Source organism: Streptomyces sp. NPDC048514 (genome assembly GCF_043199955.1).
In the GTDB taxonomy this organism is placed as follows: domain Bacteria; phylum Actinomycetota; class Actinomycetes; order Streptomycetales; family Streptomycetaceae; genus Streptomyces.
Genome location: NZ_JBICWT010000004.1, coordinates 464,336 through 486,395 on the forward strand (window position 1 = coordinate 464,336; position 22,060 = coordinate 486,395).

Annotated in this window: 20 protein-coding genes; 9 read left to right on the forward strand and 11 right to left on the reverse strand. The window is 71.6% G+C overall.

The annotated features are described in order from the left end of the window. Positions 1–188: 188 nt before the first annotated feature. The 3 genes from ACGFT2_RS10835 to ACGFT2_RS10845 form a co-directional block, all read right to left on the reverse strand. Complete coding sequence (locus tag ACGFT2_RS10835) at positions 189–1,127, reverse strand: DMT family transporter (RefSeq protein ID WP_393275796.1); 939 nt, start codon at positions 1,125–1,127, stop codon at positions 189–191. A gap of 164 nt (positions 1,128–1,291) precedes the next feature. After that, complete coding sequence (locus ACGFT2_RS10840; protein ID WP_393275799.1) at positions 1,292–2,413, reverse strand: lipid II:glycine glycyltransferase FemX; 1,122 nt, start codon at positions 2,411–2,413, stop codon at positions 1,292–1,294. 46 nt (positions 2,414–2,459) lie between these two features. Further along, complete coding sequence (locus tag ACGFT2_RS10845; RefSeq protein WP_393275802.1) at positions 2,460–5,870, reverse strand: FAD-linked oxidase C-terminal domain-containing protein; 3,411 nt, start codon at positions 5,868–5,870, stop codon at positions 2,460–2,462. Positions 5,871–6,026: 156 nt separating this feature from the next. On the opposite strand from ACGFT2_RS10845, the gene serC reads away from it, so the two are divergent. Both serC and ACGFT2_RS10855 read left to right on the forward strand, forming a co-directional pair. After that, complete coding sequence (gene serC / locus ACGFT2_RS10850; RefSeq protein ID WP_393275805.1) at positions 6,027–7,145, forward strand: phosphoserine transaminase; 1,119 nt, start codon at positions 6,027–6,029, stop codon at positions 7,143–7,145. Positions 7,146–7,266: 121 nt separating this feature from the next. Next, complete coding sequence (locus tag ACGFT2_RS10855) at positions 7,267–8,724, forward strand: FG-GAP-like repeat-containing protein (RefSeq protein WP_393275808.1); 1,458 nt, start codon at positions 7,267–7,269, stop codon at positions 8,722–8,724. Positions 8,725–8,791: 67 nt separating this feature from the next. Here ACGFT2_RS10855 and ACGFT2_RS10860 read toward each other — a convergent pair whose 3' ends face one another. Both ACGFT2_RS10860 and ACGFT2_RS10865 read right to left on the reverse strand, forming a co-directional pair. Further along, positions 8,792–8,971, reverse strand: coding sequence for a DUF397 domain-containing protein (locus ACGFT2_RS10860; RefSeq protein ID WP_393275811.1), 180 nt, complete (start codon positions 8,969–8,971; stop codon positions 8,792–8,794). Then, positions 8,968–9,837 carry a Scr1 family TA system antitoxin-like transcriptional regulator gene (locus tag ACGFT2_RS10865; protein WP_393275814.1) on the reverse strand — a complete coding sequence of 290 codons (870 nt, stop codon included), beginning with the start codon at positions 9,835–9,837 and terminating at the stop codon, positions 8,968–8,970. Before ACGFT2_RS10865 ends, ACGFT2_RS10860 begins: the two co-directional genes overlap by 4 nt. 126 nt (positions 9,838–9,963) lie before the next feature. Here ACGFT2_RS10865 and ACGFT2_RS10870 point away from each other — a divergent pair, with 126 nt between their 5' ends. Then, a complete protein-coding gene (locus tag ACGFT2_RS10870) occupies positions 9,964–10,386 on the forward strand; it encodes an ATP-binding protein (protein ID WP_393275817.1) in 423 nt (140 codons plus the stop codon). Next, positions 10,367–10,651 (forward strand): hypothetical protein, encoded by a 285-nt coding sequence (locus ACGFT2_RS10875; protein ID WP_393275820.1) that lies wholly within the window; start codon positions 10,367–10,369, stop codon positions 10,649–10,651. Before ACGFT2_RS10870 ends, ACGFT2_RS10875 begins: the two co-directional genes overlap by 20 nt. On the opposite strand, the gene ACGFT2_RS10880 is transcribed toward ACGFT2_RS10875, so the two are convergent. Continuing rightward, positions 10,641–11,621, reverse strand: a complete 981-nt coding sequence (locus tag ACGFT2_RS10880) for a WD40 repeat domain-containing protein (RefSeq protein ID WP_393275822.1) — start codon at positions 11,619–11,621, stop codon at positions 10,641–10,643. The two genes, ACGFT2_RS10875 and ACGFT2_RS10880, sit on opposite strands and share 11 nt — an antisense overlap. Positions 11,622–11,709: 88 nt before the next feature. Between ACGFT2_RS10880 and ACGFT2_RS10885 the strand changes: the two genes are divergently transcribed. Further along, positions 11,710–12,399, forward strand: a complete 690-nt coding sequence (locus ACGFT2_RS10885; RefSeq protein ID WP_393275824.1) for a GDSL-type esterase/lipase family protein — start codon at positions 11,710–11,712, stop codon at positions 12,397–12,399. 118 nt (positions 12,400–12,517) lie between these two features. Further along, the gene (locus tag ACGFT2_RS10890) at positions 12,518–13,510 is read left to right on the forward strand and encodes an aldo/keto reductase (protein ID WP_393275827.1); all 993 of its coding nucleotides are present in this window, start codon (positions 12,518–12,520) and stop codon (positions 13,508–13,510) included. A 203-nt stretch (positions 13,511–13,713) separates the two neighbouring features. Here ACGFT2_RS10890 and thpR read toward each other — a convergent pair whose 3' ends face one another. From thpR to ACGFT2_RS10905, 3 genes are all read right to left on the reverse strand, one after another. Next, positions 13,714–14,286, reverse strand: a complete 573-nt coding sequence (thpR, locus tag ACGFT2_RS10895) for an RNA 2',3'-cyclic phosphodiesterase (RefSeq protein ID WP_393275830.1) — start codon at positions 14,284–14,286, stop codon at positions 13,714–13,716. 97 nt (positions 14,287–14,383) lie between these two features. Next, positions 14,384–15,655, reverse strand: coding sequence for an MFS transporter (locus tag ACGFT2_RS10900; RefSeq protein WP_393275833.1), 1,272 nt, complete (start codon positions 15,653–15,655; stop codon positions 14,384–14,386). 99 nt (positions 15,656–15,754) lie between these two features. Then, the gene (locus tag ACGFT2_RS10905) at positions 15,755–16,192 is read right to left on the reverse strand and encodes a MarR family winged helix-turn-helix transcriptional regulator (RefSeq protein ID WP_393275836.1); all 438 of its coding nucleotides are present in this window, start codon (positions 16,190–16,192) and stop codon (positions 15,755–15,757) included. Between the two features lie 155 nt (positions 16,193–16,347). Here ACGFT2_RS10905 and ACGFT2_RS10910 point away from each other — a divergent pair, with 155 nt between their 5' ends. Continuing rightward, positions 16,348–16,530, forward strand: a complete 183-nt coding sequence (locus ACGFT2_RS10910) for a ribbon-helix-helix protein, CopG family (protein WP_393275839.1) — start codon at positions 16,348–16,350, stop codon at positions 16,528–16,530. A gap of 60 nt (positions 16,531–16,590) precedes the next feature. On the opposite strand, the gene ACGFT2_RS10915 is transcribed toward ACGFT2_RS10910, so the two are convergent. Beyond that, the gene (locus tag ACGFT2_RS10915; RefSeq protein ID WP_393275842.1) at positions 16,591–18,042 is read right to left on the reverse strand and encodes an NCS2 family permease; all 1,452 of its coding nucleotides are present in this window, start codon (positions 18,040–18,042) and stop codon (positions 16,591–16,593) included. Between the two features lie 162 nt (positions 18,043–18,204). Here ACGFT2_RS10915 and ACGFT2_RS10920 point away from each other — a divergent pair, with 162 nt between their 5' ends. Both ACGFT2_RS10920 and ACGFT2_RS10925 read left to right on the forward strand, forming a co-directional pair. Further along, positions 18,205–18,471, forward strand: a complete 267-nt coding sequence (locus tag ACGFT2_RS10920) for a DUF2530 domain-containing protein (protein WP_393275845.1) — start codon at positions 18,205–18,207, stop codon at positions 18,469–18,471. Between the two features lie 116 nt (positions 18,472–18,587). Next, positions 18,588–20,984 (forward strand): HAD-IC family P-type ATPase, encoded by a 2,397-nt coding sequence (locus ACGFT2_RS10925; protein ID WP_393275848.1) that lies wholly within the window; start codon positions 18,588–18,590, stop codon positions 20,982–20,984. 127 nt (positions 20,985–21,111) lie between these two features. On the opposite strand, the gene ACGFT2_RS10930 is transcribed toward ACGFT2_RS10925, so the two are convergent. After that, on the reverse strand, positions 21,112–21,942 hold the full coding sequence (locus ACGFT2_RS10930; protein WP_393275850.1) for a hypothetical protein: 831 nt from the start codon (positions 21,940–21,942) through the stop codon (positions 21,112–21,114). Between the last annotated feature and the right edge of the window lie 118 nt (positions 21,943–22,060).

A 22,060-nucleotide genomic window follows, 5' to 3' on the forward strand; every position in this document is an offset into this window, starting at 1 on the left:
CGGAACCGGGCGTAGGCGCGCTCGGCCTGCTCGTCCTGGGTGAGCGCGCACGCGCGCCGGCTGGCCGGGCTCCTCGTCGCGGGACTGCGCCGACCGCACTGACGGAGTTGGGCGGCCCAGCGACTCCGGTGGGGGGAGGCGACCGGTGCCCGGTCTAGGCCTCCGGGACCCGACTCCGGTGGCCGGGACTAGGCCTCAGGGGCCCGGAGCGGTGTCTTGGAGCGGCCCACCTGGGTTCGCACCGCGCCGACGCTCGCCGCGATGACCAGGGCGATCGCGGCGGCCTGCGCGGCCGACAGGGACTGGTCGAGGATCAGGAAGCCGGCCGTCGCCGCGATGGCCGGCTCCAGGCTCATCAGGATGGCGAAGGTGGAGGCGGGCAGCCGGCGCAGGGCCAGCAGCTCGAGGGTGTAGGGCAGCACCGAGGAGAGCAGGGCCACCGCCGAGCCGAGGGCGATGGTCGTGGGGTCGAGCAGGCGGGTGCCCGCCGAGGCTATGCCGATGGGCAGAAACAGCACGGCCGCGACCGCCATGGCCAGCGCCAGACCGTCCGCCTGCGGGAAGCGGCGGCCCGTGCGCGCGCTGAAGACGATGTACGCCGCCCACATGGCGCCGGCCCCCAGGGCGAAGGCGACACCGGCGGGGTCGATGTCGGTGAAGCCCCCGCCGCCGAGCAGGAAGACGCCCGCGAGCGCGAGACCCGCCCAGAGCGCGTTGATCGCGCGGCGGGAGGCCAGGACGGACAGGGCCAGCGGGCCGAGGACCTCCAGGGTGACCGCGAGTCCCAGCGGGATGCGGGCGACCGCCTCGTAGAAGAGGCCGTTCATCGCGCCCATGGAGACACCGAACACGATCACCGTGCCCCAGTCGGCGCGCGAGTGCCCGCGCAGCCTGGGGCGGCAGACGAGCAGGAGGACCACGGCCGCCGCGAGCAGCCGCAGGGTCACGACACCGGCCGCGCCGGCCCGGGGCATCAGCGTCACCGCGAGGGCCCCGCCGAACTGCACCGAGACACCGCCCGCCAGCACCAGCCCGACCGGGCCGAGCGCACGCAGGCGGCGCGGGGCGCCACCCGGGGACGCGGGTGCGGCTTGGGTCGAGGGCGCGGTGGCGCTGGGGGTGCTCACGGGGCGGTCCTGGGGCTGGCTCGGGGATCAGGTCGTGTTCAGCTCGCTGTACTGCTCAGTCCAGGGTAGTAGACTCCGTCAGGAGCGTAAACCTTTTACGTCACTGTCCTGGATGCTGAGATGTGTGGCGTTCGGATGGCGGGAACGCCCCTCGCCGGGTCGGTTCAGCGGCGGCCCATGTAGAGGCCGAGCGCCTTGTGCAGCAGCCGGTTCAGCGGGAAGTCCCACTCCCCCACGTACTCCGCGGCCTCCCCGCCCGCGCCCACCTTGAAGCGGAGCAGACCGAGCAGGTGGTCGGACTCCTCCAGGGTGTCGGTGATGCCCCGGAAGTCGTAGACGTGGGCGCCCAGTTCATGGGCGTCGCACATCATGCGCCACTGCATCGCGGTGCTGGGCTGCACCTCGCGCCTGCGGGCGGTGGAGGCGCCGTAGGAGTACCAGACGTGGCCGCCGACGGTCAGCATCGTGGCCGCGGCGAGCGCCTCCCCGTCGTGGTGGGCGAGGTACAGCCGCATCCGGTCGGGGTGCTCGGTGGTGAGGGCGGTCCACATCCGCTGGAAGTACGGCAGCGGGCGCGGGACGAACCGGTCCCGCTCGGCGGTCTCCGCATAGAGACCGTAGAAGACCGGCAGGTCCTCGTAGCCTCCCCGGACGATCTTCACGCCCGCCTTCTCGGCCTTCTTCACGTTACGGCGCCACTGCTGGTTGAGCCCGCGCCGGACGTCCTCCAGCGACCGTCCGGCGAGCGGCACCTGGCACACGTACCGGGGCTGTCCCGCGGCGAAGCCGTCCTCCCGGCCGGGCTCGCTCCGCCGCCAGCCCATCCGGCGCAGCCGGTCGGCGAGGTCGAGGGCCCCCTGCTCGTACGACGTCGGCGCCACCTCACCCAGCCGGCGCGCCTCGGGGTCGGCGATCGCCGCCTTGACCGCGTCGGGGCTCCATCTGCGCGCCACCACGGGCGGTCCCATCTTCACCGAGAAGGCGCCCCGGCTCCTCAGATGGGCCAGCATCGGCTCCAGCCGGTCCTCCAGACCGGGCGCGGCCCAGTCGATGACCGGCCCCTCCGGCAGATAGGCCAGGTACCGCTTCAGTCCGGGCAGCGGCCGCAACAGCACCAGCCCCACCCCGGTGAGCCGGCCGTCCGCCTCGAACCAGCCGAGGCTCTCCGCCTGCCAGTCGGCCTTCACATCACCCCAGGACGGCATCTGCAGATGGCTGGCAGAGGCGAGCCCGGCCACGAAGGCGAGATGCTCGGCGCGGCTGATCGGGCGGACGGTGAGGCTCATGCGCGTGGCTCCTCGAAGCTCGACGGTCACCCCCGGAAGTCGCGGGTCATCTCACCCTACGAATCACCCCCGCCCGTCCTCCGGTCCCCACGCCGCCGGCACCTCCGTGTCCGTCGCCCTCCCGTGTCGGCTCCGCGGCCTCCCGTGCCGCGTCCAGCGCCTGCGCCAGCACCTCCGCCAGATGCCGTCCTCTCACCCCCGCCAGCTGCTCCAGCTGCGTCCGGCAGGAGAAACCGTCCGCGAGGACCACCGTGCCCGGCGGTGCCTGCCTCACCGACGGCAGCAGCCGCTCCTCCGCGCAGGTCCGCGACACCTCGAAGTGGCCCTTCTCGAAACCGAAGTTGCCGGCGAGGCCGCAGCAGCCTCCGCTCAGCTCGCCGGTGAGCCCAGCGGACTCGCGCAACCGGCGGTCGGCGGCGTCGCCGAGCACCGCGTGCTGATGGCAGTGGGTCTGGCCGGCGACCGTGCGGTCCAGGGCGGGCGGATCCCAGTCCGGGGCGAACCGCTCCAGGACCTCGGCGAAGGTGAGGACCGCCGAGGCGAGCCGGGCCGCCCGGCGGTCGCCGGGCAGCAGCTCGGGCAGGTCGCTGCGCAGGGCCGCGGCACAGCTCGGCTCCAGGACGACCACCGGGACCCCGGCCCGCAGCACCGGCTCCATCAGGTCCAGCGTGCGGCGCAGTACGGCACGGGCGCGGTCCAGCTGTCCGGTGGAGACGTAGGTCAGGCCGCAGCAGACCCGGGCCCGGCGGGCGAAGAGCAGCGCGGTCGCCGCGCCCGTCCTGCCGTCCCCGATCGCCCCGCCGCGCGGGATCAGCGTCGGCGGAAGGGCCACCCGCAGCCCGGCGTCCTCCAGCACCCGGACCGCGGCCCGGCCGACGGCGGGCGCCAGATACTCGGTGAAGGTGTCGGGCCACAGGACGACCAGGTCCCCGGAGGAACCCGGCACGGCGTCCCCCGGGCGACTCGACACGGAGCCGTCGGGCCGCTCCGGAACAGCGGCCTCGGGGCGCTCCTGCGCGGGACCTGCGGGGCGGTCCTGCGCCGGATCCGCGGACCGGTCCCGGGTGACGTCCTCGGGCCGGTCCCGGGTGACGTCCTCGGACCGGTCCAGGGTGACGTCCTCGGACCGGTCCAGGGTGACGTCCTCGGACCGGTCCAGGGTGACGTCCTCGGGCCGGTCCAGGGTGACGTCCTCGGGCCGGTCCAGGGTGACGTCCTCGGGCCGGTCCAGGGTGACGTCCTCGGACCGGTCCAGGGTGACGTCCTCGGACCGGTCCAGGGTGACGTCCTCGGACCGGTCCAGGGTGACGTCCTCGGGCCTGTTCGGGGTGGCGTCCTCGGGCCTGTTCGGGGTGGCGTCCTCGGGGCGGTCCCGCGGGAGGGGCGCGGGGCCGCGGTCGGGACTTGTCGCGCGCCACCAGGCCGTGAACGGCTGTGCCGCAAGGTGGGGCAGCTGCCGCTCCGGTGCGATGCCGCCCAGGCGTTTGGCCGCGTACGCCAACGGCCGCACCGAGGCGAGCGCGTTGAGCAGCGGGGCCGTACGCGTGCGGGCGGCCAGGCGCAGCCACTCCGGAAGCCGGCCCATGCTGCGGTGGGCGGCGGGGCGGCGCCGGCCGGCGTAGTGGTGGTGCAGGAACTCCGCCTTGTACGTGGCCATGTCCACACCGACCGGGCAGTCCGAACGGCAGCCCTTGCAGGACAGGCAGAGGTCGAGGGCGTCCCGGACCTCCGTGGACCGCCAGCCGTCGGTGACCAGCTCGCCCGCGAGCATCTCGTGCAGCAGCCGGGCCCGGCCCCGCGTGGAGTGCTCCTCCTCGCCGGTCGCCCGGTAGGAGGGGCACATCACGGCGGGGCCGGCCGCCGTCGCCGTACGGCACTTGGCGACGCCCACGCAGCGGCGGACGGCCGCGCCGAAGTCGCCGCCGTCGGCCGGGTAGCCGAAGGCCACGTCGACCGGGCGGCGGGGCAGGACGGCGAAACGGAGGTTCGCGTCGAGGGGCGCCGGGCGGACCAGCATGCCGGGGTTGAGCAGGTCGTCGGGGTCCCAGACCGCCTTGGCACGCTCGAAGAGGGCCACCGTCTCCGCGCCGTACATCCGGGGCAGCAGCTCCGCGCGGGCCTGCCCGTCGCCGTGCTCCCCGGACAGCGAGCCGCCGTGCTCCACCACCAGGTCGGCGAGGTCCTCGGAGAAGCGGCGGAAGCGGCCGACGCCGGCCTCGGTGAGCAGGTCGAAGTCGATGCGGACGTGGATGCAGCCGTCGCCGAAGTGGCCGTAGGGCGTGCCGCGCAGCCCGTGCGCCGACAGCAGCGAACGGAAATCACGCAGATAGGCGCCGAGCCGGGCGGGCGGCACCGCGCAGTCCTCCCAGCCCGGCCAGGCCTCGCTGCCGTCCGGCATGCGGGTCGCCGTGCCGCTCGCGTCCTCCCGGATCCGCCAGAGGATCCGCTGGGCCGCCGCGTCCGTCACCACCAGGGAGTCCACCACGTCCGCCGCGCGCACGACCGCCTCCGCACGCGCCCGTGCCTCGGCCGCCGACTCCCCGCCCGTCTCCACGAACAGCCAGGCACCGCCCCGCGGCAGCCCGGCCGGTGTCCGCACCAGGTCGGCCGCCATGCCCTCGACCGTCAGCGGGCGGTGCGGCAGCAGACCCGCGGCGGCCTCGGCGGCGGCGCTCTCGTCCGCGTACGCCAGCACCGCGAGGGCGCGCGCGGCCGGGGCCTCCACCAGGCGGACGGCCGCCTCGGTCAGGATGCCGAGTGTGCCCTCCGAGCCGCAGAAGGAGCGGGCGACGTCCGCACCCCGCTCGGGCAGCAGGGCGTCCAGCGCATACCCGGAGATGCGGCGGGGCAGGTCGGGGAAGCCGGTGCGCAGGCGGGCCAGGTCGCCTTCCACCAGGTCCCGCAGACCCTCCGGCGCCCCCGCCCAGTCCCGCCCCAGCCGCAGCCGCCGGCCGCGCGCGGTGATCACGGACAGCTCCCGCACGCTGTCAGCGGTCGTGCCCCAGGCGACCGAGTGCGAGCCGCACGAGTTGTTGCCGATCATCCCGCCGAGCGTGCAGCGGCTGTGTGTCGACGGGTCCGGGCCGAACCGCAGACCGTGCGGGGCGGCGGCGGCCTGGAGCCGGTCGAGGACGAGGCCGGGCTGCACGACGGCCGTGCGCGTGCCCGGATCCAGCTCCAGCAGGCCGCTCATGTGCCGGGTGAAGTCCAGCACCACGCCGGTGCCCGTCGCCTGCCCGGCGATCGATGTGCCACCGCCGCGCGCCACGACCGGCACCCCGCGCGCCCGGCACACCTCCAGCACGGCGGCCACGTCCTCGGCGTCCCTGGGGGCGACCACTCCCGCCGGGACCCGCCGGTAGTTGGACGCGTCCATGGTGACCAGCGCCCGGGCGGTGACGTCGAACCGGACCTCGCCCCGGACGGCCCTGCGCAGTTCCTCCGCGAGATCTGTCATACGTCCAGGATGCATCCGGCCACGGACGGTCACCGAGACTTCTCCACAGCTCCGCCCTCATCGTCGTACGACATCACAAGTCCACGGCTCGGCGCGCTCGTCTCATCGGACGGACACCGCTCCACTCGGGTTTCCCCCACCGGTTAACCTCCTTCCGTGGCCGACATCCAGATCCCCGCAGACATCAAGCCCGCCGACGGACGGTTCGGCGCTGGCCCCTCCAAGGTGCGGACCGAGGCGCTGGACGCCCTCGCCGCCACCGGTACGTCTCTCCTGGGTACCTCCCACCGTCAGGCGCCCGTGAAGAACCTGGTGGGCAAGGTCCGCGAGGGCGTCTCCGAGCTGTTCTCCCTGCCCGAGGGCTATGAGGTGATCCTCGGCAACGGCGGCTCCACCGCCTTCTGGGACATCGCCACCCACGGCCTGATCGAGAACAAGTCCCAGCACCTCACCTTCGGCGAGTTCTCCTCCAAGTTCGCCAAGGCCGCCAAGCTCGCTCCCTGGCTGGCCGAGCCGACCGTCGTCTCCGCCGACCCGGGCACCCACCCCGAGGCCCGCGCCGAGTCGGGTGTCGACGTCTACGGCTTCACCCACAACGAGACCTCCACCGGTGTCGCCATGCCGATCCGGCGGGTGGCCGGCGCCGACGAGGGCGCGCTCGTCCTGGTGGACGCCACCTCCGGCGCGGGCGGCCTCCCGGTCGACGTCGCCGAGACCGACGTCTACTACTTCGCCCCGCAGAAGTCCTTCGCCTCCGACGGCGGCCTGTGGATCGGCGTCTTCTCCCCGGCCGCGATCGAGCGCGCCGAGCGGATCCACGCCTCCGGCCGGCACGTCCCGGAGTTCTTCTCGCTCCCCACGGCGATCGACAACTCCCGCAAGAACCAGACGTACAACACCCCGGCCCTCGCCACCCTCTTCCTGCTGGGCGAGCAGTTGGACTGGCTCAACGGCCAGGGCGGCCTCGCCTGGTCCACGGCCCGTACGAAGGACTCCTCGACCCGCCTGTACAGCTGGGCGGAGGAGTCGAAGTACGCCACCCCGTTCGTCACCGACCCGGCCAAGCGCTCGCAGGTCATCGGCACGATCGACTTCTCCGACGAGATCGACGCGGCCGCCGTCGCCAAGGTGCTGCGCGCGAACGGTGTCGTGGACACCGAGCCGTACCGCAAGCTCGGCCGCAACCAGCTGCGCGTCGCGATGTTCCCGGCGATCGACCCGGCGGACGTCGAGGCGCTGACGAAGTGCGTCGACTACGTCATCGAGAAGCTGTAGCCGTTACGGACGACGAAGGGGGCGCCCGGCGACATCCTGCCGGGCGCCCCCTTCGCGTACAACCTTCCGGAGTCCTCGGGGGTCTTCTCCTGGTCCGTACGTCCGTCCTGGAGAGGTACCCGTGTCCCGGCCCCATCCCCAACGCCCCCGGCGTTCCGTCGCCCTGGGCGCCACCGCCGTCGTGGCCGCCCTGGCCGGTGGTCTGCTCATCGCCGTGCCCGGCGGCGCGAGTGCCGCCCCGTCGCGTCTCGCCGACGACTTCAACGGTGACGGCTACCGCGATCTGGCGGTCGGTGCCCCGGGTGCCGTCGCGGGCGGCAGGGCCAAGGCGGGCGCCGTCGTGGTCCACTACGGCTCGGCGAGCGGCATCGCCGCCGCCCGTCACAAGACCACCACCCAGGATTCCTCCGGTGTCCCGGGCACCTCGGAGACCTCCGACCGCTTCGGTACCGAACTCGCGCACGGCGACCTCGACGACGACGGCTACGCCGACCTCGTCGTCGGCACACCGAAGGAGGACGTCGGCGGCGATGCCGACGGCGGTTCGGTCACCATCCTGTGGGGCGGCAGGTCCGGTCTGTCGGGCGGCACGACGGTCGCCGACCCGAATCCGTCCGGCCACGACCTGTTCGGCCAGTCACTCGCCGTCGGGGACTTCACCGGCGACGGGAAGACCGACCTGGCGGTCGGTTCCACCGGCAAGGACGTGTGGCTCTTCAAGGGCGGTTTCACCAGGTCCCGCGGCGCCGCCGGGAAGCTGCGTCTCGACACGCGGATCGAGCCCGGGGCGTACCCCGACGGCGCCGTCCGGCTGGCCTCCGGCGACTTCGACGGCGACCGGATCGACGACCTGGTGGTCTCCTCCTACGCGGGCAACCTCGTCTACCGGGGTGCCCCGGCCAAGCCCGTGTTCCGGACCGAGGTGGGCACGGGGGGTGCGGGCGCACTCGCCGTGGCGGACTTCGACCGCGACGGGCACGACGACCTGGTCGTCGGGACCGACTTCGTCTCCGTCACGGACCAGACGGCGAAGGGCGGTTACGCCACCGTCTTCTACGGCGGTACGGCGGGCGTCGACCCCGCCCGCAACGCCGTCTTCAGCCAGGACACGGCAGGAGTGCCGGGAGTGGACGAGTCCGACGACTCCTTCGGTGCCGCCCTCGCCGCCGGCGACGTCGACGGTGACGGCTACCCGGACCTCGCCGTCGGCGCCCACTTCGAGTCCGTCGGCTCCGCGCAGCACACCGGCAACGTCTGGGTGCTGCGCGGCGGCGCCTCCGGCCTGACGGGAAGCGGCGCCCAGTCCTTCCACCAGAACGCCCCCGGCGTCCCGGGCGCCAACGAGTCGTCGGACATGTTCGGCGACGCCGTCCACCTCGCCGACCACGACAGGGACGGGCGCGCCGAGCTGTCGGTGGGCGCGGCCGGCGAGAACAGCGACGACGGTGCCGTGTGGGTGCTGCGCGGCTCCACCAAGGGCATCACGACCACCGGTGCGGTGAGCTTCGCCGCCACGACCGTGGGCATCGGCAAGTCGGGCGACGACCCCATGTTCGGGCGCACCTTCTCGGGCTCCTGACCGGCGGCTCCCCATGGTGAAGGGCGCTCGGCGGTGACCCGCCGGGCGCCCTGTCACGTGCGCCGCCTCAGCCGAACTGGCCCAGGAACGCCAGCCAGGTCTCACGCGAGACGGTGAGGAGGGGGCCGGCGGGCTGCTTGCTGTCGCGGACGGCTCGGCCGTGGTCGGCGGTGTCGGCGACCTCGACGCACGCGTTCTCCTGCCCCGAGTACGACGACTTCCGGAAGGGGCTTACGACCTCGGTCACGATGTGTCTTCCTTCAAGCTCCGCAGTATGCCCCGGATGAGCTTCGCGCTCGCGTCCGGCGCCAACGCCGCCGATCGTAGTAGGTCGAACGCATTGGCGTAAGCGGCGAGGTCTTCGGCGCCTTCGAGAACCGACGTGCCTCGCAGGTTGTCCATCGCGACCGCTTCGACCGTCGGTTCCTCGTCGAAGCTGAAGGAGTAGAAGGCGGATGAGTAACCGGCCAGAACGCTGGCACTGAACGGCAGTACCTGCACAGTGACGTTCTTCCGCATCCCGATCTCCAGGATCGCGGACAACTGCTCCCGGTGGATCTCCACATTGACCAGCGGCTGCGCGACGACCGCTTCCCAGAGGATGGCCGTGTACGACGCTCCGCCGTCCTCGATCTTGGCCTGCCGCCCCACCCGCACCTTCACCAACTGAGCGGCCCGCTCCGGCTCGATGTAGTGGGGGCCACCGGCGACGACCGCCGCCGCGTAGGCCGGAGTCTGCAAGAGACCGGGCACCATGACCGGCTGCCACTCACGGATGTAGGTCGCGTCGTCCTCCAGCGCGATGTGGTCGACGTAGTCCGGCCGCAGGTGTGTGGCGTGCTCCAGCCACCAGCCGCGGTTCTTGGAGTGTTTGGCCAGCTCCTCCAGCTTGAACCGTACTTCCTGATCCCCGATGCCGTAAGCGTCCAGCAGCAGCCGTACCTCGATGACGCGAGGCGTGGCATGGCCGCTTTCAATACGGCTGATCCTGGCCTGACTTGTCGCGATCACTTCGGCGGCCTGCGGCTGGTCGAGTTTGGCGGCCAGCCGGTACTGCCTGAGCGCCGTGCCAAGTCGCCTGCTGCGTACGGTCGGCCGTCCCCCTGCGGGCATGGGACCTCCCCTCTCCGCCGGCCACGATGGCACACCAACTCGCCCAGCAGATGGGACATAACACGATCGAGTGAAACGCCCGCATGTATTCATCGCAGCTCTGCATGTATTCGTAGGTTCAGCTCCATGCCCACAACCGAAACCTTCCGCATCCCCAAGCACCGAAGGCACGTGCCGGCCGCCCGGCAGCGCTTACGCAAGGTCCTCGCGGACTGGGGCCTCGCCTACGAACTCGCCGACACCGTGACCCTCTTGGCGAACGAGCTGGTCACCAACGCCGTGACCCACTGCCGGGTCTCCCACGCCCAGGTCGGGGTCACGGTCACCCGGCACGGACCGGAGCTGGTCCTGGAGGTGCGCGACCCGGACCGGAACCGGCTCCCCCGTCCGCACGACTCCGGTCCGGACGAGGAGGGCGGCCGCGGACTGGCGCTCGTGGCGGCGTTGGCCGACTCCTGGGGATGCCGGCAGGAGCCGTACACGAAGTGCGTGTGGGCCCGGTTCGCGCTCGCGGAGAGGGGGAGGGTTCGTGTTCCGGCCGATCACTGACGCGGTCGCCCGCGTCTTCGCGTCCCGCCCCCAGGTGAGGGAGACGGACCTCGCGCGGGAGGTACGGACACCGGACCCGTACGTGTGGCGGCTTCCGAGTCCCTACGAGGCCCGCTGGCGCCGGTGGTTCAAGCGCTCCCGGGAGGCCGGCCGCTACCTGCCCGTGCCGCGCGACGAGGGTGGCCGGCGGCTCCCGTCCGACGCCGTACAGCCTTCCTGGCAGACCGAGGACGACGTGGTACGGCCGTACGTCCTCAGACCTTGACGCCCCGGCGGCGGCGTCGGCTCAGGCCGAAGAGGGTGAGGGCGCCGACGGCGAGGACGGCCGCGCCGATCTTGACGCCTGAGCCGCCGGAGGCGCCGTCGCCCGAACCGGAACTCCCGCTCGCCGAGGGCGACCCGCCGGCGGGCCGGTCCGGCGCGTCCTCCGCCTGCACCGCGCTGTGCGCCCCCTCGCTGCCGTACATCAGCTTCGTGCCGTCGGCGGAGTACGACACCGACTCCCCCTGTCCCTGCAACGGCACGCCCAGGGTGCCCTTGCGCCGGATCCGGCCGCCGTTCCAGTCGTACGAGATGCCGCCGAGGTAGCCGCGCACGGCGAGGTGCCGGCCGTCCGGGGAGAACGCGGCGTCCGTGGCCCAGAGGTCGACCGGGGCGATCGGCTTGAAGACGTTGGCGCCGGACGTGGACAGGGAGGCCGGGCCCTCGTAGAGGTGACCGCCGTCCTCCTTCTTGTCGACGATGTACACGCGGCCGGTCTTCGGGTGGACGAGCAGCGACTCGGCGTCGCGCGGCCCGTTCTCGTACTTCACGACGTACTGCGTGGCCGTGACCGTCTCGTCCTTCAGCACCTTCGGCTCGGGCAGCCGGTAGATCCACACGTACGGCCACTTGCCGCCGAGGTTGTCACCGATGTCGCCGACGTAGATCTCGTCGTGCGGCCCGATCGAGACGGCCTCGACGTCGCGCGGGGAGCCGATGCCGCGCAGGGTGAGCCGGGCGACGGTGTTCCCGGTCCGGCTGTCGACGGCGTAGAGGTACGGCCCGTCGTCGCTGTCGTTGTGCGTCCAGTAGATCCCGGGGTGCAGGCGGGACGCGGCGAGCCCGCTGGACTCGGTGATCCGCGGATCCTTGATGGTGAACCCCTGGTCGCCGTCACCCTCGGCGGCGGAGGCGGGCAGCGCGCAGGCGCCGGCGAGCAGCAACCCGGCGAGAACGGCGAACGGTCGGCGCATGCCCCAAGCCTGCCATCTCCACCGGGTGTTCACCGAACGTGGTGGGCCTCACACCCCAAGGGTGCGGGAGATCGTCCATCATGAGCGGATGCTCAGGTTCATGCCCGTAGGTGACTCCATGACGATCGGGAGCGCGGGCGAACACACCTGGCGTCACCGGCTGTGGCGGCACCTGTGCGAGACGTACGGCGGCCCGTTCACCTTCGTCGGCCCGCGCGAGGAGCTGTACGACAAGGCGGCCGACGCCCCGGTGTCCCTGGCCTACGCCGACCCCGACTTCCCGCGCGCTCACCTGGCGGGCTGGGGCGAGGGCTGGCTGCACATGGCCCCCCTGATCGGCGAAGCGATCCGCGCCCACCGCCCCGACGTCCTGCTCGTCTCGCTGGGCCTGATCGACCTGGGCTTCTACACGAACGCCGAGCAGACCACGGAGAACGTGCGGGCCTTCGTCGAGGCCGCCCGAGCGGCCCGGCCGCGTATCCGCCTGGTGCTGCTGCCGGTGATACCCAACATCCGGGCCGCCTCCGACCCGGCGTTCTCCGCCCAGGTGGAGCACTTCAACGTCCTGCTCGCCAAGACGGCGGCCGACCTCGACGAGCCCCGCTCACCGATCCTGCTGGCCTCGCCGCCGGAGTCGTACGACATCCACACCGACACCTACGACGGCACACATCCCAACGCGCGCGGGGAGCACCTGATCGCGGAGGCGTTCGCGGGGGCGATGTGGGAGGCGTGGGGAGTCGGACAGGCGTACGCGACCGGAAACGAACCGACCTGAATCCGGCGTCTTCGGGCCACCCCGTCCATCGAGCGGATGCCCGTCCGGGGCCCGTTCGGCGTCACCCCCGACGGTCGTCCTTGCCTTGAGCGCACTTTAAGCCGTTGGCTTGAGGACCATGGAGTACACGCAGCTTGGACGCACGGGCCTCAAGGTCAGCCGACTCGTCCTCGGGACGATGAACTTCGGGCCGCAGACGGACGAACCCGACAGCCACGCGATCATGGACGCGGCGCTGGACGCGGGCATCAACTTCTTCGACACCGCCAACGTCTACGGATGGGGCGAGGACAAGGGACGCACCGAGTCCATCATCGGGAACTGGTTCGCCAAGGGCGGCGACCGGCGCGAGAAGGTCGTCCTCGCCACCAAGGTCTACGGCAACATGGGCGCCGAGGGCGCGGCCTGGCCGAACCACGACAAGCTCTCCGCGCTGAACATCCGGCGGGCGGTGGACGCCAGCCTGAAGCGGCTGCGGACCGACCACATCGACCTCTACCAGTTCCACCACGTCGACCGCAGCACCCCCTTCGAGGAGATCTGGCAGGCGATCGACGTCCTCGTGCAGCAGGGGAAGATCCTGTACGCCGGATCCTCCAACTTCCCCGGCTACAAGATCGCGCAGGCCAACGAGATCGCGGCCCGCCGCTGCGGCACCATCGGCCTCGTCAGCGAGCAGTGCCTGTACAACCTCGCCGAGCGGCGTGCCGAGATGGAGGTCGTCCCGGCCGCGCAGGAGTACGGCCTGGGGGTCATCCCGTGGTCGCCGCTGCACGGAGGCGTGCTCGGCGGTGTGATCAAGAAGCAGGTGGAGGGCGGCCGACGTGCCTCCGGGCGGGCCGCCGACGCGCTCGCCGACCCGGCCACCCGGGCCCGGATCCAGTCCTACGAGGACCTGCTCGGCAAACACGGCCTGGAGCCCGGCGAGGCCGCCCTGGCGTGGCTGCTGACCCGGCCCGGCGTGACCGGCCCGATCGTGGGTCCGCGCACCACCGGACAGCTGGAGTCGGCGCTGCGGGCCGTTGAGCTGGAACTGGGCCAGGAGCTGCTGTCCGGCCTCGACGAGATCTTCCCGGGCCCGGGCCCCTCCCCGGAGGCCTTCGCCTGGTAGCGGCCAAACCCAGCCGGCTCCGGCGAGGACCGCGTCCTCGAGGGGCGCGGGGAACTGCGCGACCGGCCGCCCGCGGCCGGACGGCGGCCGCGGCTCCCCGCCGCCCCTAACGAAGCGCCGAAGCCAGGGCCACCACGACGAACATCAACACAAGCGCACCGGCCATGATCCGGTTCCGGGTTTTCGGGTCCACGTATCCGAGACTAACCGGCCCCGCCCAGAGCCCAGCGGGCGACCGCCTCGTACCGGGGCTGCTCGCCGGGCACGCCGGACACCGGCAGGTTGCTGCGCACCAGCGCCAGGTCGGTCACGTCCCAGGTCCGGCCGGTGAAGTCGCCGAGCAGGTCGACGTAGGGCCGGACGTCGATCACGTCCCGGCTGCGGGCCAGGGTCAGATGGGCCTTGTAGCGGCGGTGCTCGCCCATCGGCACCCCGGCCTTGCGGGCCGCCGCCTCGGCGCGGTCGGCCAGCAGGCGCAGGGTCTCCAGGTCGCCGCGGGCGCCCGCCCACAGTGCCTTGCCGTGGCCGAACTGGCCGCCGCCGGACAGGGCCAGCTCGAACGGGGCCGTGCGGTGGGCCGCGCGGGACAGCCGGTCGGACAGGGCGGGGAGGAGATCGTCGGCGACCTCGCCGTAGAAGGCGAGCGTGAAGTGCCAGCCGGGGCGGCCCGTCCAGCGCAGGCCGTCGGCCCCGGGAAGCCGCCTCAACCGGGCCACTTCGGCGGCCAGTTGACCGGTGACGTCCTCAGGGGGCAGCACGGCGGCGAAGAGTCTCATGCCTTCACCTTCGCAGACCGGCCTGGGCATGACGGGGCGCCCGGCGATCACCATCCGCACGGGGCCACGGCACAGGCGGTCCTCCGCCTCCCCTCGCTCAGGCCGCCGTCGCCAGCCGCTCCCGCTCGCGCGGGACGAAGCGCACCTGCGGGTGGCCGCGGTGCCAGCCCACGGCCAGGCGCAGATCACCGATGCGGGCGAGGACCAGGCCGACCGTCGCCGCGGCCGCGGCGGAGACGATGCCGCCGAGGACGAAGCCGACCCGGGGGCCGTAGGTGTCGGTGACCCAGCCGACCACCGGCGCGCCCAGCGGCGTACCGCCCATGAACACCATCATGAACAGGGCCATCACCCGGCCGCGCATGGCAGGGTCGGTGGCCATCTGCACCGCCGTGTTCGCGGTGACGTTCACCGTGAGGCCGAAGATCCCGATCGGGACCATGAGCAGCGCGAACAGCCAGTACGACGGTGCCACCGCGGCGACGATCTCCAGCGCGCCGAAGGCCAGCGCGGCGGCGATCAGGACCCGCAGCCGGGCCGTACCGCGCCGGGCGGCCAGCAGGGCGCCGACCAGTGAGCCGACCGCCATCAGGGTGTTGAGGAGGCTGTAGCCGCCGGCGCCGACGTCGAAGACGTCGTCCGCGTAGGCCGAGAGCCACACCGGGAAGTTGAAGCCGAAGGTGCCGATGAAGCCGACGAGGACGATGGGCCAGATCAGCTCCGGCCGCCTGGCCACGTAGTTCAGGCCCTCGCGCAGCTGGCCCTTGCCGCGCGGCGCCCGCTTGACCGCGTGCAGTTCACGGGCGCGCATCAGCAGCAGACCCGCCATGGGCGCGGCGAAGGACAGGCCGTTGGCGAGGAACGCCCAGCCGGTGCCCACTCCGGTGATCATGACTCCGGCGACGGCGGGGCCGACCAGACGGGCGGACTGGAAGTTCGCCGAGTTCAGGCTGACCGCGTTCTGCAACTGCTCGGGGCCGACCATCTCGGACACGAAGGACTGCCGGGCCGGGTTGTCGATCACCGTGGCGAGGCCGACGGCGAAGGCGGCGACGTAGACGTGCCAGACCTGGACGTGGCCGGAGAGGGTCAGGAAGGCGAGCGCGAGACCGGTGAGGGCCATCGCCGCCTGGGTGCTCAGCAGCGTGGGCCGCTTGGGCAGACGGTCCACGAGGACGCCGCCGTAGAGGCCGAACAGGAGCATCGGCAGGAACTGCAGGGCCGTCGTGATGCCGACGGCCGCCGAGGAGCCGGTGAGACCGAGGACCAGCCAGTCCTGGGCGATGCGCTGCATCCAGGTGCCGGTGTTCGAGACGACCTGGCCGAGGAAGAAGAGCCGGTAGTTCCGGATCCTCAGGGAGCTGAACATCGAGGATCTGCGGGCGGCGGGGGTAGCGGTGGACGGTGCGGGGGCGGAAGCTGCTCCGGATCCCGTACTCAAAAGGGTTCGCCTCCTTGAGTGGCTTGCTTAGAGGTGTGCGAGTTTTTCCAGCACGGGGGCGGCGGCGCGCAGTTTGGCCCACTCGTCCTCGTCGAGTCCGTCGACGAGGCCGGCCAGGAACGCGTTGCGCTTGCGGCGGCTCTCCTCGAGCATGGCCTCGGCCTGCTCGGTCTGGGTGACGACCTTCTGGCGCCGGTCCTCCGGGTGCGGCTCCAGCCGGACCAGCCCCTTGGCCTCGAGCAGCGCGACGATGCGGGTCATCGACGGCGGCTGGACGTGCTCCTTGCGAGCCAGCTCACCAGGGGTGGCGGAACCGCAGCGGAACAGGGTGCCCAGCACCGACATCTCGGTGGGGCTCAGTGACTCGTCGACCCGCTGGTGCTTGAGGCGACGGGACAGCCGCATCACGGCGGAGCGGAGGGCGTTCACGGCGGCAGCGTCGTCGCCATGCGTAAGGTCCGGCATGTTCCTTAGCGTAACTCATTACCCTGACTAAGGACCACCGGGGCGCACGAGCGATGCCCGTGACCCTGGCCACTGAACCCTTTGATCACCCGTAAGAGTGAGTGGGATCCGGAAAGAGACGCGCCGGGTGGCCGGATGTGGCGACCCTCGTAGCCATGGGGACCAGCGTGCTCAGCCTGCGGATAGACGGGGAGCTGCTCGAAAGGCTCCGGCACCACGCGGCGAGAAGGGGAATGAGCGTGCAGGACTACGTGGTCCGCACGCTCGTCCGGAACGACTTCGACGAACGGTTCCAGACCGCCGTCGAGGAGACGGAGAGGTTCTACGGCGTCCCGTGACGCCCGCCGGCCGACGGGCGGTCGGGGGCGGGCGTCGGGGGCCGGGCCGGTCGGGTCAGGTCAGGTCAGGCCCAGGGCCGGCATCAGGTAGTAGAAGGCGAAGACCGCCGAGACGGCGTACATCGCGACCGGGATCTCCCGGGCCCGTCCGGCGACCAGGCGCAGCACCGTGAAGGTGATGAAGCCCATGCCGATGCCGTTGGTGATCGAGTAGGTGAACGGCATCATCAGCATCGTCACGAAGGCCGGGACGGCGATGGTGTAGTCCGCCCAGTCGATCTCCTTGACGGAGTTCGACAGGATCAGGAAGCCGACCGCGACCAGCGCCGGGGTCGCCGCCTGGGACGGGACCATCGTGGCGATCGGGGTGAGGAAGAGCGCCACCGCGAAGAGACCGCCGGTGACGACGTTCGCCAGGCCCGTGCGGGCACCCTCGCCGACGCCCGCGGTGGACTCCACGAACGCAGTGGTGGCCGAGGAGGAGCTGGCGCCGCCGGCCGCGACCGCGAGGCCGTCGACGAAGAGGACCTTGTTGATGCCGGGCATGTAGCCCTGGGCGTCGGTCAGCTTGGCCTCGTCACTGATGCCCATGATCGTGCCCATCGCGTCGAAGAAGCACGACAGCAGGACCGTGAAGACGAACAGGATGCCGGTCAGCACGCCGACCTTGGAGAAACCGCCGAACAGGCTGACCTGGCCGACCAGGCCGAAGTCGGGGGTCGCCACCGGGTTGCCCGGCCACTTCGGGACGGTGAGACCCCAGGACGGGATGGTCGCGACGGCATTGATGATCACCGCGAGGACGGTCATGCCGACGATGGAGATCAGGATCGCGCCCGGCACCTTGCGGACGATCAGCGCGAAGGTGAGGAGCGCGCCCAGGATGAAGATCAGCACCGGCCAGCCGGTGAGGTGGCCGCCCGTGCCGAGCTGGAGCGGGACGGTGGTCTGGGCGGCGTCCGGCATGCGCGTGACGAAGCCCGAGTCGACCAGGCCGATCAGCATGATGAACAGGCCGATACCGATCGCGATCGCCTTGCGCAGGCCGAACGGCACGGCGTTCATCACGCGCTCGCGCAGCCCCGTGGCGACCAGCAGCATCACCACGAAGCCGGCCAGCACGACCATGCCCATGGCGTCCGGCCAGCTCATCCGGGGCGCCAGCTGGAGCGCGACGACCGAGTTGACGCCGAGGCCGGCGGCGAGCGCGATCGGCACATTGCCGATGACGCCCATCAGCAGCGTGCTGAACGCGGCCGTCAGCGCCGTCGCCGTCACCAGCTGGCCGTTGTCCAGGTGGTGCCCGTACATGTCCTTCGCGCTGCCGAGGATGATCGGGTTCAGCACGATGATGTACGCCATCGCAAAGAAGGTGGCGAAGCCGCCGCGGATCTCGCGGGCGAGGGAGCTGCCCCGCTCGGAGATCTTGAAGTAGCGGTCGAAGGGGCCGAAGGCGCGCGCACCGCCCGGCCGTTCGGGGGTGGGGGCCTTGGCAGGTGCCGAGGTGGACATGCGGGACCTCATCACCAACGGGGTACCCCCGAGCCTCGTTGGAGTTTCATACGAGCAGAAGTGGCCAGAGACAAACGGTTTCAGTATGAACGTATGAGTCGCAGATCGCCATCTCCGCGCGTAGAACCGGTCGTGGCCCGATCGCCTCGTAAGCTGTCCCCCATGACCAAGTGGACCCCCACGCACGAGGCGCCCGAACCCCTGGAGGGCCCCGTGGTCGCCACCATCACCGGCGGCACGATCGTGTGGTTCGTGCTCTTCCTGATCCAGCTGCCCTTCTACGGCTGGTTCGCGGACCAGGACCGGCAGTGGTGGGTGTGGACCTGCCTGGCCGGGGGCGGGCTCGGACTGATCGGCATCTGGTACGTCCGCAAGCGCGACGCGGCGATCAAGCGGGACGCCGCGCCGCCGCCGGCCCCGGCGAAGTAGCCGTACGACCAGGGCACGACCCGGCTCCTCATCGTCTCCTCCCCAGGTCGGAACCCGACCCGGAGTTCCCCGCTCTCGGCAGGTGGAGCCGCAGATCCGCACGTACCGTCGGATACATGTCGCACATCGACGCGGGCGCCGAGCTGGATCCGGTGCATCCCGTGCCCCTGCCCAAGGCCCCGTCCGCCGGGCTGACCCGGGCCGAGGTCGCGGAGCGGGTGGCGCGCGGGCAGGTCAACGACGTTCCGGTGCGCAGCAGCAGATCGCTGGGGGAGATCGTCCGTGCGAACGTCTTCACCCGGTTCAACGCGATCATCGGTGTGCTCTGGCTCGTCATGCTGTTCGTCGCGCCGATCCAGGACAGCCTGTTCGGCTTCGTGATCCTCGCCAACACCGGCATCGGCATCGTCCAGGAGTGGCGCGCCAAGCAGACCCTGGACGCGCTGGCGGTGATCGGGGAGTCCCGGCCGACGGTCCGCCGGGACGGCACCGCGACCGAGGTGCCCACCAGCGAGATCGTCCTCGACGACCTCGTCGAGATCGGCCCCGGCGACAAGATCGTCGTCGACGGGGTGTGCGCGGAGGCCGATGGCCTGGAGATCGACGAGTCGCTGCTCACCGGCGAGGCCGATCCGGTCGTCAAACGCCCGGGCGACCCGGTCATGTCCGGCAGCTTCGTGGTCGCGGGCGGCGGCGCCTTCCAGGCCACCAAGGTCGGCCGGGAGGCCTATGCCGCCCAGCTCGCCGAGGACGCCTCCCGCTTCACCCTCGTCCACTCCGAGCTGCGCACCGGCATCTCCACGATCCTGAAGTACGTCACCTGGATGATGGTCCCGGCCGCGATCGGCCTGGTCGTCACCCAGCTGGTGGTGAAGAACAACGGGCTGAAGGACGCGGTGGCCCGCACGGTCGGCGGGATCATCCCGATGGTCCCGGAGGGCCTGGTCCTCCTCACCTCCGTGGCCTTCGCCATCGGGGTCATCCGGCTGGGCCGCAAGCAGTGCCTCGTGCAGGAGCTGCCGGCCATCGAGGGGCTGGCCCGCGTCGACACCGTCTGCCTCGACAAGACCGGCACGCTCACCGAGGGCGGCATGGACGTCACCGGTCTGTGTCCGCTGGACGGGGCCGACGAGTCCTACGTGCGCCGGGTGCTCGGCGCCCTCGGCGAGTCGGACCCGCGCCCCAACGCCTCGCTCCAGGCCATCATCGACGCCTACCCGGACAGCGAGGACTGGCGCTGCGTCGAGTCGCTCCCCTTCTCCTCCGCGCGCAAGTACAGCGGGGCGGCGTTCAGCGAGGGCGACGGTGAGACCAGCACCTGGCTGCTGGGCGCCCCGGACGTCCTCCTCACCGACGGCGACCCGGCCCTGGCCGAGACCGAGCGCCTCAACGAGGAGGGACTGCGGGTCCTGCTGCTGGCCCGCGCCCACCGCGACCTGGACGATCCGGAACCGGCCAGGGGTGCCCGTCCCACCGCCCTCGTCGTCCTGGAGCAGCGGCTGCGGCCGGACGCCTCCGAGACGCTGCGCTACTTCGCGGACCAGCAGGTCCGGGCGAAGGTGATCTCGGGCGACAACGCGGTGTCGGTCGGCGCGGTCGCCACCAAGCTGGGGCTCGCCGGTGCGGCGGTGGACGCGCGGCGTCTGCCGGCCGACGGGGCCGGGATGGCGCGGGCGCTGGACGAGGCGACGGTGTTCGGGCGGGTCAGCCCGCAGCAGAAGCGGGAGATGGTCGGCGCACTGCAGTCGAACGGGCACACGGTCGCGATGACGGGCGACGGCGTGAACGACGTCCTCGCGCTCAAGGACGCCGACATCGGTGTGGCCATGGGCTCGGGCTCGGAGGCGACCCGCGCGGTGGCCCAGATCGTCCTGCTGGACAACAGCTTCGCGAGCCTGCCGTCGGTGGTGGGCGAGGGCCGCCGGGTGATCGGCAACATCACGCGCGTGGCGACCCTGTTCCTGGTGAAGACGGTCTACTCGGTGCTGCTGGCGGTGCTGGTGGTGTGCTGGCAGGTCGAATACCCCTTCCTGCCACGGCACCTGACCCTGCTGTCCACCCTCACCATCGGCATCCCTGCCTTCTTCCTGGCCCTGGCCCCGAACAAGGAGCGGGCCAGACCGCACTTCGTCCGCCGGGTCATGCGGTACTCGATCCCGGGCGGTGTGGTGGCCGGGGTGGCGACCTTCGTGACGTATCTGATCGCCCGGCACCACTACACCGGGCCCGGCCAGCTGGACGCGGAGACCAGCGCGGCCACCCTGACCCTGTTCCTGGTCTCCATGTGGGTCCTGGCGATCATCGCCCGCCCCTACACCTGGTGGCGGGTGGCCCTGGTGGCCGCGATGGGCGTGGCGTTCCTGCTCGTCCTCGGGGTGCCGGCCCTGCAGAGCTTCTTCGCGCTCAAGCTGGTCGGCGTCACGATGCCGTGGACGGCGGTGGGGGTGGCGGTGGTGGCCTCGGCGTTGCTCGAGCTCGCCTGGAAACGGCTGGACTCGCGGTCTCCCGCCTGACGCGGAACCGCGACCGTCACGAGGACGAGACGGCCGAAGGGCCCTGGAAGGAGCGAGCTCTCAGGGCCCAGATGCCCGAAGGGCCCTGGAAGCAGCTCCCAGGGCCCTTCGCGCGGTTTCCCGCTGCCTACTTCACGTCGACGTAGTCACCCGTGGCGTTGACCGCCGGGGTGGTCGAGGTGCCGGCGAAGCTGAGGCGCCAGTAGCCGTCGTACTGGGCGGTGGCGGTGGCCTTCACGTTGCCGGACGAGTCGGAGGTGACCGTCTTGACGGTGGTGTACGTGGTCGTACCCGCCTTGTAGAACTGCAGCTTGACCGACTGGCTGGTGTAGCCGTGGTACAGGCCGTCCTCCCAGTTGGCACGGGACAGCTTGCCCGTGGTGGTGATGGTCTTGCCCTTGACGACCGGCTCCGGGCCCGCGTTGGCGGTCAGCTTGGAGTAGCGCTGCAGCAGGGTGGTGGCCATGCTGCCGCGGTCGCTGAAGCCGACCTTGCTCATGTCGGGGTTCTCCGGGTCCTGACCGTTGAAGGCGACGGCCTCGGCGCCGACCGACCAGCTTCCGGAGTCGGTGTTCTTCAGCGAGTGCTCGCCGGGGTAGATGTCGACGGTGCCGGTGCAGGTCGCGGTGGTCGACGTGACGGCCTTGCAGGTGGCGTAGTCGTCGCCTTCGAGCGTCTTGCTCGGCGCGTCGAAGGAGCCGCGGTAGAGGTAGGCGTCGGTGTAGAAGTCGGACGCGGCGACGTTCACGCCCGAGCCGTGGGTCAGCGTGTAGCTGTAGGTGGTGCTGACCTTGTTGGTGGTGCCGACCTTGATCGCCGATGCGATCTTGAGGTTCGAGAAGCTCACGTCCATCGTGTACGGCGTGCCGCTGGTCCCGGTGGCGTGCGCGGCCGGGACGGCGAGGACGGACAGAGCCAGGGCGCCGGAGACGGCGGCCACGGTGGCACGTATGCGCATGTGCGTTCCCTTGGAGGGAGAAGTGATCGGAGTCGGTCGACTCAGGCGATCAGATTCCCGAGCGGCGCCCTGGGTTGTACGGCGAGGGCCACGCCGTCCAGTTTTTGGGGCGCGCATT